This window comes from Caulobacter sp. DWR1-3-2b1, from assembly GCF_049895765.1.
Taxonomy (GTDB): domain Bacteria; phylum Pseudomonadota; class Alphaproteobacteria; order Caulobacterales; family Caulobacteraceae; genus Caulobacter.
On the sequence record NZ_JAFCSZ010000001.1, the window covers coordinates 237,324 to 248,644 of the forward strand.

The window sequence follows — 11,321 nt, forward strand, 5'->3', positions numbered from 1 at the left end:
TAGGCGAAAGCCTGGCCCTTTTCGTTGGCCGCTACCGCGTGACGGACGGCAAGACCTTGCCCATCCGGATCAGCGGCACTTCATAACCGCTCGATGTGGCCGCCGTGAACGGCTCGATGTCCTGATAGCCGCAGGCCCGGTAGAGCGGCTCGCCGCCCAGGGTCGCGGCCAGCTCGCAGCGGGTGAAGCCCTCGCCCGCGGCAGCGGCCTCGCAGGCGTCCAGAACCATGCGGCCGACGCCTTTCCGGGTGTGGTCTGGATGGGTGTACATCGCCCGCACCCGCGCCGCGTCGCGCGAGGGATCCAACACTGCCACGTCGCGCCCCGCCGAGTGGTCGCCGCCAAACAGCGTCGCGCGCCGGCTCCAGCCGCCGCAACCGGCGATCTTGCCCCCTGCTGAAACTGAAAAGTCCTCGACCACGAAATAGGTGCCGTCAGCGATCAACTGGCTATCCAGCCCCATTATCTCGAACGAGGCCTTCACCCCCCCGGGCGGCAGGAACGGTGACAAAAGCTCGCCGATCGCCGCGTTCATCAGAGCCGACAGCGCCGGCATGTCCTCGGGCCGCGCCAGCCGCAGGCGAAGGGAAGCTCCGGTCGTGGTCATGGCGTTTTCCTCGCGCGGCGTTCATCCGTTGATGCGTCGCGCGCAGGGGGGTGGAAGAGCTATTCCGGCGGCGACCGCCTTTGCTTGTCCACCCGCCCACGGTTCGCACAGGAGGCGCCCCAGGCGCCCAACAGCGGAGCATCTGGGACGCATCTAACATGTCAGATCGGCCGCCGCCCGAAATCGGGTTGCGCCAGTTCCATCGAAATTTCGAGATGCCCCGGACTTCGGCGAGGGGCGCGTTCGACCGGAGAAGCGAAAGGTGTATCGTCACGACGATGCACGCGTTTTCGGCGTCGGCTGTTTTAGTGGCGGATTGGCATGAATACGACTGCAGGCCCGGCGACGGGCGGAGTTCTGACCCGGCGGCGCTTCTTCGAGGGTCTGGCCGCGGTCGGGGGCGTTTCCCTGGCGATGTCAGGGATGGACGCCCTGGGCTTTGGCATGGCTTCGGCCACCGAACTGCCGCCCACCCTGACCGGCGACGCCAAGGGTACGAAGATCGTCATCCTCGGCGCGGGCCTGGCGGGCATGACCGCCGCCTATGAGCTGTCCAAGGCGGGTTATCAGGTGCAGATCCTGGAAGCCCGATCCTTCGCCGGCGGCCGTTGCCAGACCTCGCGCAAGGGCTTTCAGCACACCGACCTTCTGGGCAACAAGCAGACCTGCGAGTTCGACGACGGCCTCTATATCAACCACGGCGCCTGGCGGATTCCGTACCACCACCGCTCGACCCTGCACTACACCAAGCTGTTCGGCGTGCTGCTGGAGAGCTTCGTCAACGACAATGACGCCGCCTATGTCTATTTCGAGAAGGGCGAAGGCCCTCTGAAGGGCAAGCCGGTCCGCAAGGGCGAGATCGCCGCTGACGCCCGGGGCTACGCCGCCGAGCTGATCGCCAAGGCCGCCAGCAAGGGCGAGCTGGACGCCGCCCTGACCCCGGCAGACCGCGAGAAATTCGTGGCCTATATGATCAACGAGGGCCGCCTGTCGCCCAAGGACATGGCCTATACGGGCACCGAAGGACGCGGCTTTTCCGTTCACCCCGGCGCTGGCGTGAATCCGGGCCCGGGCAAGGAACTGCCGCCCTTCGCCTTCAAGGACGTGCTCGACAGCGGCGCCTGGCGCGTACTGAGTTCGGTCACCGGTTACGAGCAGCAGCGCACCATGCTGCAACCGATCGGCGGCATGGACCAGATCGCCAAGGGCTTCGAAAAGCAGGTCGGCTCGATGATCCGCTACTCGACCGTGGTCGAAAAGATCAAGCAGACCCCGAAGGGTGTGAAGGTCGCCTTCAAGGAAGCCTCGGGCAAGACCGGCGAGATCGAGGCCGACTACTGCATCTGCACCATCCCGCTCAGCGTGCTCAAGCAGATCGATCTGGACGCTTCGGCGCCGTTCAAGGCGGCGATGGCGGGCGTGGCCTATGCGCCGGTCAACAAGATCGGCCTGCAGATGAAGACGCGGTTCTGGGAGGAAAAGCATCACATCTATGGTGGTCACATCTATAACGACATCCCGGGCATCGGCACGATTTCGCTGCCCTCCACCGGCTGGCAGAGCCAGAAGGGCGTGCTGCTGGGCTTCTATAGTTTCGGCGGCCAGGCGGCGCGCATCAGCGCCATGAAGCCCGCCGAGCGCGCGGCCTTCGCCGTGGCTGGCGGTCAAAAGGTGTTTCCCGAATACGCCGAGAACTTCGAAAACGCCTTCTCGTTCTGCTGGCACCTGGCCGAGCACAATCTCGGCGGATGGGCCGAGTGGAGCGAGGATGGCCGCCGCGACGCCTATCCAGTGCTATGTGAACCCGACGGTCGCCTCTATCTCGCCGGCGAACACCTCAGCTACCTTGGCGGCTGGCAGGCTGGCGCTATCGAGTCGGCCTGGCAACAGATCGCCAAGATCCACGCCCGCGTGCAGCAGGCCTGATCCGAGGACCCTATGACGTTTGTTTCCCGTTTCGCCTTGCTTTGCCTGATCGCAACCGCGTCGGCGCCCGCTGCGGCCCTGGCGGCCCAATCGCCCAAGGACCTCTACGCCGACAACTGCTCGGCCTGCCATCAGGCGACCGGCAAGGGCATCAAGGGCGCCTTCCCGGCCCTGGCCGCCTCACCGCTGGCCATCGGTCCGGCCGCGCCGCTGGTTACCACCGTGCTGAACGGCCGGGCCGGCATGCCCGCCTTCAAGGACGACATCAACGACGCCGATCTGGCCGCCATCATGACCTATGTGCGCACCTCGTGGGGCAACAAGGGCAAGCCGGTCACGACCGCCGAGATCGCCGCCATCCGCGCCAAGGCCAAGGCCGCCCAGAAGGCGCGCGGCCTGCAAGCCCACTGATCATCCCCCCAAGGAGAAGACCATGACCCGTTTCGCCACCCTCGCCGCCGGCCTCGCCCTGGCCACGGCTTTCGCCGGCGCCGCATCGGCCCAGGACATCGTTCGCGGCGGCGACCCAAAGTCGGCCATCGCCAGCGTCGTCACCGTGCCCGCCGGCTATGACACCATCTATGTCAGCGGCATGGTGCCGCCGATGATTGATCCCAAGGGCGACCCGGCTCTCACGGCCACCTTCGGCGATACCAAGACCCAGACCATGGGCGTGCTGGGCCGGATCGAAGCTGCCCTCAAGAGCCAGGGCGCCACCATGGGCGACGTCGTGATGATGCGCGTCCTGCTGGTCGGCGACCCGGCCAAACAAGGCAAGATGGACTTCGCCGGCATGATGGAGGCCTACAAGACCTTCTTCGGCACAGCCGAACAGCCCAACAAGCCCTCGCGCATCACCAGCCAGGTCACGGGCCTCGTGGCCGGCGGCATGCTGGTCGAGATCGAGGTTCAGGCGGCCAAGAAAAAGAAGTAGCCGTCCGCTTCCTGCCAAGCGGGAGCCTGATTGGCGTCGGAAAGGGAGACAGGTTCGCGCCTGTCTCCCTTTTTCGTCGGCCGGTTTGCGCCTCGAAAGACGCCTATTCACCATTTCGAGAATTTTTTCGTGACAACGTTGTCAAACTATTGGGTCTGGGCTACACAGGTCATGCCCTTCCAGGGCGTTTCCTCCCAATGACTCGGCCGCCTTCTCCTCCTGGAGGGCGGCCGTCTTTTTGTCCGGCCTCCGCCGCCCATGATGCTTGACTCAAGCCACTGTCCGGCCGAAACGCCCGGTCCATGATCAGCCGCTACGCCCGCCCCGAAGCCGCCGCCATCTGGTCCAGCCAGACCAAGTACAAGATCTGGTTCGAGATCGAGGCTCACGCCGCCGACGCCATGGCCGAACTTGGGGTCATTCCCAAGCTTTCCGCCGAGACGATCTGGGAAAAGGGCCGCGACGCGGTCTGGGACAGCGACCGCATCGACGAGATCGAGCGCGTGACCAAGCACGACGTCATCGCCTTCCTGACCCACGTGTCGGAAATCGTCGGCCCCGAGGCGCGCTTCCTTCACCAGGGCATGACCAGCAGCGACGTGCTGGACACCTGCTTCGCCGTGCAGCTGTCGCGCTCCACCGATCTGCTGATCGAAGGCGTCGACCTGCTGCTGGCCGCGCTCAAGCGCCGCGCGCTCGAGCACAAGATGACCGTCTGCGTCGGCCGCAGCCACGGCATCCACGCCGAACCGATCACCTTCGGCCTCAAGCTCGCCGGCTACTACGCCGAGTTCCAGCGCGCCAAGGAGCGCCTGGCGATGGCCAAGTTCGAGATCGCCACCTGCGCCATTTCGGGCGCCGTCGGCACCTTCGCCAATGTCGATCCGCGCGTCGAAGAGCACGTCGCCAAGATGATGGGGCTGGTTGTCGAGCCGGTCTCGACCCAGGTCATTCCGCGCGATCGACACGCCGCCTATTTCTGCGCCCTGGGCGTCGTCGCCTCGTCGATCGAGCGCCTGGCCACCGAGATCCGCCATCTGCAGCGCACCGAAGTCCTTGAAGCCGAAGAGCCTTTCGAGGTCGGCCAAAAAGGTTCGAGTGCGATGCCGCACAAGCGCAACCCGATCCTGACCGAGAACCTCACCGGCCTGGCCCGCCTGGTCCGCTCTGCCGTGACACCGGCGCTGGAGAACGTCGCCCTCTGGCACGAGCGCGACATCAGCCACTCGTCGGTCGAGCGCGGCATCGGTCCGGACGCCACGGTCCACCTCGATTTTGCCTTGCGCCGCATGGCCAGCGTCATCGAGCGCTTCAATATCTATCCCGACAACATGGCCAAGAACCTCGACAAGCTGGGGGGCCTGGTGTTCTCGCAGCGGGTCATGCTGGCCCTGACCCAAGAGGGCGTCTCCAGAGAGGACGCCTACGCCGCCGTGCAGGGCAATTCGATGAAGGTGTGGCGCGGCGAGGGTCGGTTCATCGACTTCCTCAAGGCCGACCCGGTGGTCTCCAAGGCCTTGTCGGACAAGGTGCTAGAAGACCTGTTCGACTACGGCTATCACATCAAGAATGTCGACGTGATCTTCAAGCGCGTGTTCGGCGAGCAAGCCTGACGATGACGGAAGCGCCGGTCCTTCGCCTCAATCCGGCGCTGGATCCGGCGGCCTTCGCGCAGGCCTATGCGCGAGACGGCGTCGTGCGTATTCCGGAAGTCTTCGAACCCGAGGTTGTCGACCGCCTGGCCGGCATTCTGGAACAGACTATCGACTGGGATGTGATCTGCTCGACGGACACCGGTAAGGCCGAGGTCCTCGGCCGCGCGCGCCGCGCCGAGTTGGGACCGGACGCGGTAGCCGGCCGACTGCATGGCGCGACCCTGCGGGCCCGGACGGGCTTCGCCTATATCTATCTCGGCTATCCGATGATCGACGCCTTCGTCGAGGGCCGCGACCCCGGCCATCCGATCCACGCCCTGACAGCTTTTCTCAACAGCCCTGAGATGATCGCCTTCGCCGCCGCCGTCACGGGCGAGCCCGGCGTGACCAAGATCGACGCCCAGGCGACGCTCTATCGCCCCGCGGACTTTCTCACGCTGCACGACGACACCGGAGCCGGCGAGCGCCTGGCCGCCTATACCTTGGGCCTGACCCGGCAATGGCGGCCCGACTGGGGTGGTCAGCTGCTATTCCATGACGAGGCGGGCGACATCGAGCGCGGCTTCGCGCCCGCCTTCAATGTGCTGACCCTGTTCAAGGTGCCGCGCAAACACTCGGTGGCGCCGGTCGCCCCCTATGCCGGCGCGCCGCGTCTCACTGTCACCGGCTGGCTGCGGAACGACCCGCCCAATGGACGCTGAGCGCAAACGCAGCTTCTCGCCGGTCGTCGATCAGAACACCCGCGTCCTGATCCTCGGCAGTCTGCCCGGCGAGGCCTCGCTGGCGGCGACCCGGTACTACGCCCACCCGCGCAACGCATTCTGGCGATTGCTGGAGACCGTACTGGACGAACCATTGGTCGCCCTGCCCTACGCGGATCGTCTGGCGACCCTGCAACGACGCAGCGTCGGTCTGTGGGACGTCGTGGCCGAGGCCGAGCGGCGCGGCAGCCTTGACGCGGCGATCCTCAATCCCAGCGCCAACGACTTGCTGGCCCTGGTCGGGACCCTGCCCGCCCTGCGCGTCGTGGCCTTCAATGGCGGCACGGCGGCGAAGCTGGGAGCGCGCTTGCTGGCGCCGGTAGCCGACAGGATCGAGACCGTCGCCCTGCCCTCCTCCAGCCCCGCCCACGCGGCGCGGAGCTTCGCGGAGAAGGCGGTGGCGTGGGGCGTTCTGAAAGACTGGCTCAGCTAGAGCCCTTTCCGACTTGATGGCTTCATCAGGGTCGGGCGAAAAGGTCTCTAAATCAAAAGTTTAGAGCATTTTTCGATCCGATAACCGTTTCACACTTATCGGAAAATGCTCTAGGCGCCGTCACCAGAAACGGCCAACGCCAAAGCCGTCGAACATCGTCTCATTGGAGACGAGCGTCATCTCTTCAACAATACCTTGCGCGATCAGCAGCCGGTCGAACGGGTCCTTGTGCGGGATCGGCAAGGAGCCAGCACGCTCGGCATGGACCAGCGAGATCGGCAGCGACAGAAAGCCCTTTTCCGTCACCGTCGCTTCAAACCGATTGGCCAGGACTCCGGCGGACGGCAGTTTGCCGAGCCGGAACTTGGTGGTCACTTCCATGGCCGAGACGGCGCTGACGAACACCTCATGCGCGTCGTCCTGCAGAACAGCGCGCACTACTGTCGGCAGGTTTTCCGAGCCGGCGAGAAACCAGAGCAGGGCGTGAGTATCCAGCAGGAACCTCACGCGTCGCCGCCCTCCCAAAGCGCCAGTTCTTCGTCAGGCAGGGGCTCGAAGAAGGCTTCATCGACAGCGATTTGCCCCTGCATCGACCCGAACACGCGCTTTGGTCGCGTGGGCGCAACCGGCACGAGCCGTCCGATCGGCGTCTTGCCGCGCGCAATGACGACCTCGCCGCCGGCTTCGACCTCGGCGAGCAGGCGCGAGAGATGGGTCTTGGCGTAGTGGATAGTGACGACGGTCACGGGGGCCTCACTTAGCTAACCAACTTAGCTAAGTGAGTGAGAAATTCAATAGCGCGGCCCGGTGGCGTCTCAGGCAAAAGAAAAGGGCCGCCCTGAGGGGCGACCCTTGTTCGTTCGGCCTTGGCCGGCGCGGCTTAGACGCCGGTCTTGATCTGCTCGCGGGCCTGGGCCAGCAGTTCGTCCATCTTCATGCGAACTTCGCTCTCGGAAACCGCGACGCCCGCGCCCTTGAGGTCGCCGGAGACCTTGCGCAGCACGTCTTCGTCGCCGGGCTGTTCGAAGTCCGACTTCACGACGGCGCGCGCGTATTCCTCGACCGTGGCAAGGCCCATCAGGCCGGCGGCCCATTCGCCCAGCAGGCGGTTGCGGCGCGCGGTCGCCTTGAACTCGAGGTCCTGGTCCAGAACGAACTTGCGTTCGAAACCCTGTTCGCGATCGTCGAAGGTGGTCATGAAGGCCCCAAATGCGTCTAAGGCGGCTATCTATCCCGTGATGGGACAACTCGCAATCGGCGGATACGCCGCAGGGTTCGCTTTAGGCTGACGGACCTGAACGGAACCTGACCCCGCGTTTGCGCGGCAGCCGGCATTCAGATAAGTTCCAACAGACATTTTCAGTGAGCGGCCTTGAGTCGAACGTCGCGCGCAGCTATCCGGCCGCGCGCGCTTTTCGTTTCTTTGACGGGACGCGCTTCGCATCCATGAAGGGCCTCGACGAGAGCCATGACGACCCGCCGCAAGAAAATCTACGAAGGCAAGGCGAAGATCCTGTACGAGGGTCCCGAGCCCGGTACGTTGATTCAGTACTTCAAGGACGACGCCACGGCGTTCAACGGCGAGAAGAAAGCCCAGCTGGAAGGCAAGGGCGTGATCAACAACCGTATCAGCGAGTACATCATGACTCGCCTGAACGGGATCGGCGTCCAGAACCACTTCATCCGACGTCTGAACCTGCGCGAGCAGCTGATCAAGGAAGTCGAGATCATCCCGCTCGAAGTGGTGGTGCGCAACATCGCCGCCGGCTCGATCGCCACGCGCCTGGGCCTGCCCGAGGGCCAGCCGCTGCCGCGCTCGATCATCGAATTCTACTACAAGGATGACAAGCTCAACGACCCGATGGTGTCGGAAGAGCACATCACGGCGTTCAACTGGGCCGCCACCCAGGAGATCGACGACATGATGGCCATGGCCCTGCGGGTGAACGACTATCTGTCGGGCCTGTTCAGCGGCGTCGGCATCACCCTGGTGGATTTCAAGATCGAGTTTGGCCGCATCTACGAAGGCGACTTCTCGCGGGTCATCCTGGCCGACGAGATCAGCCCTGACAGCTGCCGCCTCTGGGACTCGATCACCAACGAGAAGATGGACAAGGACCGCTTCCGGCGCGATCTGGGCAATGTCATCGAGAGCTATACCGAGGTGGCCCGCCGCCTGGGCATCATGAAGGAAATGCCGACCGTTATTCAGGGCGGCATGAACTAGATTTAAAATCCTCTCCCTGAAGGGGGAGGTGTCGCCGAAGGCGACGGAGGGGGAAGTTCCAGGCGGTGGACGGGTAAGTCCTCGCCACCGCAGTTCCCCCTCTCCTGCAAGGAGAAGAAGTTGAAAGCCAAGGTCCAAGTGTTCCTCAAGCCCGGCGTCCTCGACGTTCAGGGCAAGGCCGTCGAAGCCGCCCTGCATGGCCTGGGCTGGGCCGATGTGCAGAACGTCCGCGTCGGCCGGACCATCGAGTTCGACGTGGCGGAAACCAACGCCGCCAAGGCCGAGACCGAGGTCAAGGCCATGTGCGACAAGCTGTTGGCCAACACCGTCATCGAAAGCTACCGGGTCGAGATCGCCTGACCCCCGGAGCCTGTCCGCAGCGGACAGGCTCTACTCCAGCCTTGGAGCATGGCGAAAGCCGTGCTCACGCGGCGCGGCTTTTTCTCCGCGCCGCCCCTTTCCCCGCAAGCTTCGCCGCACAATGTCCGGTGTCGAAGCCAGGGGATCCACATGAGCGGCAAGCACCAACTCGCGCAGGTCAATATCGGTCGCCTCCGCGCGCCGATCGATCATCCGTCGATCAAGGACTTCGCCGACAACCTCGATCCCGTGAACGCCATCGCCGAGGCCTCGCCCGGCTTCGTCTGGCGACTGACCGGGGAGGGCCACAACGCCACCGACCTGCAGCCGTTCGAAGATCCGCTTATGGCCATCAACATGTCGGTCTGGACCGACATCCAATCCCTGGGCGCCTTCGTCTATCGCGGCGACCACGTCACGATCATGCGTCGACGCCGCGAGTGGTTCGAGCATATGGACGTGTTCATGGTGCTGTGGTGGGTCCCGGCGGGCCACCGTCCGACCATCGACGAGGCCAAGGCCAGGCTGGCCCTGCTGGAAGAGCTTGGCCCGACGCGCGAGGCCTTCACCTCCAAGACACCCTTCCCCGCGCCGGACGCAGTTCCGGTGGCGCCGGTGCTGGATGAGTGCGGAGCCTAAGCCCAGCGCTAGCGTCCCAGATTGCGCCCCGGCTATGGCCGGCCTAGGCTTCGGCCGGGGACCGATCATGAAAACCAAAATCGGCGAGCAGGCGGGCTTCTTCGACGGATTGACGGCGGTCTATCTGCTGGATCTGCTGACGAGGCCGCTGGTGTTCATGACCATCGTGATCCTACTGATGGTCACGGTCTTTCGACGCTCCAGCGGAGCGGGCCTGAGGGGTCTGGCCTCGACCTTCTCTGAGGTGAAGGTCGGCGATGTTTCGCTGAAGTTCCAGCAACTGGAAGAGCGGGTCGCTGTCGCCGAGAGCAAGGCCGATTCCGCCCAAGAACAACTCGATGCTCTGGCCGTCGACCGCACCGAGTTGGACGCTCCGCTGGCGGCCTTCAACAGCGAGGCGCCGGCCGAACGTCTTGACGCCCTCGCCAGCGCGCTACGACCGATCGCTTCTACCCTGCAGGATCCCGCGGAATACGAGCAGGATCTGACCCAAGGCGCGCCTGAAGAAAAGGTGTTTGGGGCCGCCATTGTGGCGCGGTCCCAACCGAGGGCGCGGTTCGCCGAGCCCCTGACCGCCCAGATCGACTACCTGGCCGCCGACAAGACGCTGCGCGGCTTCCGCCTCAAGACCGTCTATCGCCTCGTCATGGCGCTGGAGACCGTCCTGCGCACCGACAATCGCCTCAGCCGGCGCAAGCTGAACGCCGACCTCCGGCGACGGATGTCGGACGCCTTGGAGGCGCTGGCGGCTAGCCCTCGCTGCCAGGAAGACGATCAGACGAACGGTGCGCGCGGTATCGGCGCCCGCGTCCGCCGGACCCTAGCCCTGATCTAGCCATTCCGGTCGCCTGACGATTTTTGCGCGGATTTTTTCCCGCGAGTCTGCTACACGCCCGCGCCATGAAAGCCGCCGTCATCGTCTTCCCGGGTTCCAACTGCGATCGCGATTGCAAGGTCGCCATCGAGCGCTCCGCCGGAGCTCGCGTCGAGATGGTCTGGCACCAGGAGACCGCCCTGCCGGACGACCTGGACCTGATCGTCCTGCCCGGCGGCTTCTCCTATGGCGACTATCTGCGCTGCGGGGCCATGGCGGCCCAGAGCCCGGTCATGAAGGAGGTCGTCAAGGCCGCCAATGACGGCATGGCCGTGGTCGGCATCTGCAACGGCTTCCAGGTACTGTGCGAGGCGGGCCTGCTGCCCGGCGCCCTGCTGCGTAACGAGAAGCTGAAATATGTTTGCAAGCCGGTAGTCTTGGACATCGTCAACAGTCAGACCCGCTTTACCGCCGAGTTCGGCGAGCAACGCGAGGCGGTGATGACCGTCGGCAACGGCGAGGGTAACTTCTTCGCCGACGCCGAAACCCTCGACCGCATCGAGGGCGAGGGCCAGGTGGTGTTCCGCTACAAGGATAACCCCAACGGCTCGGCCCGTGACATCGCCGGGATCGTCAACGGCAAGGGCAATGTCCTGGGCCTGATGCCCCACCCCGACCGTGCGTTCGACGCCGATCTGGGCTCGGAAGACGGCGCGCTCCTGTTCCGCAGCGTCTTCGCGAGCGCATAAAGTCCCCTTCTCCCCTTGCGGGAGAAGGTGTCGGCGAAGTCGACGGATGAGGGGTCTCACGACCCCAACCATCGTCCGGCTGCGGTTTCTTTCTTCAACCCCTCATCCGGCGCTGCGCGCCACCTTCTCCCGCTAGGGGAGAAGGGAGGAAGCGCTGTTATATTACAGCGCCGCGCGAAAACCGCTCCTAAGGTGCCCGCACCATTGGGGAGTTTT

15 protein-coding genes are annotated in these 11,321 nt (G+C 64.8%); 11 read left to right on the top strand and 4 right to left on the bottom strand.

Going from position 1 to position 11,321, the window contains the following annotated elements; translation table 11 throughout:
• Positions 1-31: 31 nt before the first annotated feature.
• Positions 32-607: a GNAT family N-acetyltransferase gene (locus ACP69S_RS01200; protein WP_425994055.1), complete on the bottom strand. Its 576-nt coding sequence runs from the start codon at positions 605-607 to the stop codon at positions 32-34.
• A gap of 321 nt (positions 608-928) precedes the next feature.
• Here ACP69S_RS01200 and ACP69S_RS01205 point away from each other — a divergent pair, with 321 nt between their 5' ends.
• The 6 genes from ACP69S_RS01205 (at position 929) to ACP69S_RS01230 (ending at position 6,316) form a co-directional block, all read left to right on the top strand.
• Positions 929-2,533 (top strand): flavin monoamine oxidase family protein, encoded by a 1,605-nt coding sequence (locus ACP69S_RS01205; protein ID WP_425994057.1) that lies wholly within the window; start codon positions 929-931, stop codon positions 2,531-2,533.
• A 12-nt stretch (positions 2,534-2,545) separates the two neighbouring features.
• Entirely contained in the window at positions 2,546-2,944 is a 399-nt protein-coding gene (locus ACP69S_RS01210) for a c-type cytochrome (protein WP_425994059.1), read from the top strand.
• Positions 2,945-2,966: 22 nt separating this feature from the next.
• Positions 2,967-3,467: a RidA family protein gene (locus ACP69S_RS01215; protein ID WP_425994061.1), complete on the top strand. Its 501-nt coding sequence runs from the start codon at positions 2,967-2,969 to the stop codon at positions 3,465-3,467.
• A 302-nt stretch (positions 3,468-3,769) separates the two neighbouring features.
• The gene (gene purB, locus ACP69S_RS01220) at positions 3,770-5,080 is read left to right on the top strand and encodes an adenylosuccinate lyase (RefSeq protein WP_425994063.1); all 1,311 of its coding nucleotides are present in this window, start codon (positions 3,770-3,772) and stop codon (positions 5,078-5,080) included.
• A 2-nt stretch (positions 5,081-5,082) separates the two neighbouring features.
• Positions 5,083-5,823 carry a 2OG-Fe(II) oxygenase gene (locus ACP69S_RS01225; RefSeq protein ID WP_425994065.1) on the top strand — a complete coding sequence of 247 codons (741 nt, stop codon included), beginning with the start codon at positions 5,083-5,085 and terminating at the stop codon, positions 5,821-5,823.
• Positions 5,813-6,316: a DNA-deoxyinosine glycosylase gene (locus tag ACP69S_RS01230; protein WP_425994067.1), complete on the top strand. Its 504-nt coding sequence runs from the start codon at positions 5,813-5,815 to the stop codon at positions 6,314-6,316. The genes ACP69S_RS01225 and ACP69S_RS01230 overlap by 11 nt, the downstream gene beginning before the upstream one ends.
• 120 nt (positions 6,317-6,436) lie before the next feature.
• Here ACP69S_RS01230 and ACP69S_RS01235 read toward each other — a convergent pair whose 3' ends face one another.
• The 3 genes from ACP69S_RS01235 to ACP69S_RS01245 all read right to left on the bottom strand — a co-directional run bounded on the left by ACP69S_RS01235 (position 6,437) and on the right by ACP69S_RS01245 (position 7,514).
• Positions 6,437-6,823: a type II toxin-antitoxin system VapC family toxin gene (locus ACP69S_RS01235; protein WP_425994069.1), complete on the bottom strand. Its 387-nt coding sequence runs from the start codon at positions 6,821-6,823 to the stop codon at positions 6,437-6,439.
• Positions 6,820-7,062, bottom strand: a complete 243-nt coding sequence (locus tag ACP69S_RS01240) for a type II toxin-antitoxin system Phd/YefM family antitoxin (protein WP_425994071.1) — start codon at positions 7,060-7,062, stop codon at positions 6,820-6,822. Before ACP69S_RS01240 ends, ACP69S_RS01235 begins: the two co-directional genes overlap by 4 nt.
• Positions 7,063-7,196: 134 nt before the next feature.
• Positions 7,197-7,514 (bottom strand): DUF1476 domain-containing protein, encoded by a 318-nt coding sequence (locus tag ACP69S_RS01245; protein WP_425994073.1) that lies wholly within the window; start codon positions 7,512-7,514, stop codon positions 7,197-7,199.
• 270 nt (positions 7,515-7,784) lie between these two features.
• On the opposite strand from ACP69S_RS01245, the gene purC reads away from it, so the two are divergent.
• The 5 genes from purC to purQ all read left to right on the top strand — a co-directional run bounded on the left by purC (position 7,785) and on the right by purQ (position 11,105).
• Positions 7,785-8,543 carry a phosphoribosylaminoimidazolesuccinocarboxamide synthase gene (gene purC / locus ACP69S_RS01250; RefSeq protein ID WP_425994075.1) on the top strand — a complete coding sequence of 253 codons (759 nt, stop codon included), beginning with the start codon at positions 7,785-7,787 and terminating at the stop codon, positions 8,541-8,543.
• A 120-nt stretch (positions 8,544-8,663) separates the two neighbouring features.
• A complete protein-coding gene (gene purS, locus ACP69S_RS01255) occupies positions 8,664-8,903 on the top strand; it encodes a phosphoribosylformylglycinamidine synthase subunit PurS (protein WP_425994076.1) in 240 nt (79 codons plus the stop codon).
• Between the two features lie 150 nt (positions 8,904-9,053).
• Positions 9,054-9,542, top strand: a complete 489-nt coding sequence (locus tag ACP69S_RS01260) for a DUF3291 domain-containing protein (RefSeq protein ID WP_425994078.1) — start codon at positions 9,054-9,056, stop codon at positions 9,540-9,542.
• A 67-nt stretch (positions 9,543-9,609) separates the two neighbouring features.
• Positions 9,610-10,377 (top strand): hypothetical protein, encoded by a 768-nt coding sequence (locus ACP69S_RS01265; RefSeq protein ID WP_425994080.1) that lies wholly within the window; start codon positions 9,610-9,612, stop codon positions 10,375-10,377.
• A gap of 65 nt (positions 10,378-10,442) precedes the next feature.
• Positions 10,443-11,105, top strand: a complete 663-nt coding sequence (gene purQ, locus ACP69S_RS01270; protein WP_425994083.1) for a phosphoribosylformylglycinamidine synthase subunit PurQ — start codon at positions 10,443-10,445, stop codon at positions 11,103-11,105.
• Positions 11,106-11,321 lie beyond the last annotated feature (216 nt).

Bases quoted from the DNA above. Each gene is read 5' to 3' on its own strand.
- ACP69S_RS01200 (WP_425994055.1), bottom strand. From the start codon at position 607: ATGACCACGACCGGAGCTTCCCTTCGCCTGCGGCTGGCGCGGCCCGAG.
- ACP69S_RS01205 (WP_425994057.1), top strand. From the start codon at position 929: ATGAATACGACTGCAGGCCCGGCGACGGGCGGAGTTCTGACCCGGCGG.
- ACP69S_RS01210 (WP_425994059.1), top strand. From the start codon at position 2,546: ATGACGTTTGTTTCCCGTTTCGCCTTGCTTTGCCTGATCGCAACCGCG.
- ACP69S_RS01215 (WP_425994061.1), top strand. From the start codon at position 2,967: ATGACCCGTTTCGCCACCCTCGCCGCCGGCCTCGCCCTGGCCACGGCT.
- purB (WP_425994063.1), top strand. From the start codon at position 3,770: ATGATCAGCCGCTACGCCCGCCCCGAAGCCGCCGCCATCTGGTCCAGC.
- ACP69S_RS01225 (WP_425994065.1), top strand. From the start codon at position 5,083: ATGACGGAAGCGCCGGTCCTTCGCCTCAATCCGGCGCTGGATCCGGCG.
- ACP69S_RS01230 (WP_425994067.1), top strand. From the start codon at position 5,813: ATGGACGCTGAGCGCAAACGCAGCTTCTCGCCGGTCGTCGATCAGAAC.
- ACP69S_RS01245 (WP_425994073.1), bottom strand. From the start codon at position 7,514: ATGACCACCTTCGACGATCGCGAACAGGGTTTCGAACGCAAGTTCGTT.
- purC (WP_425994075.1), top strand. From the start codon at position 7,785: ATGACGACCCGCCGCAAGAAAATCTACGAAGGCAAGGCGAAGATCCTG.
- ACP69S_RS01260 (WP_425994078.1), top strand. From the start codon at position 9,054: ATGAGCGGCAAGCACCAACTCGCGCAGGTCAATATCGGTCGCCTCCGC.
- ACP69S_RS01265 (WP_425994080.1), top strand. From the start codon at position 9,610: ATGAAAACCAAAATCGGCGAGCAGGCGGGCTTCTTCGACGGATTGACG.
- purQ (WP_425994083.1), top strand. From the start codon at position 10,443: ATGAAAGCCGCCGTCATCGTCTTCCCGGGTTCCAACTGCGATCGCGAT.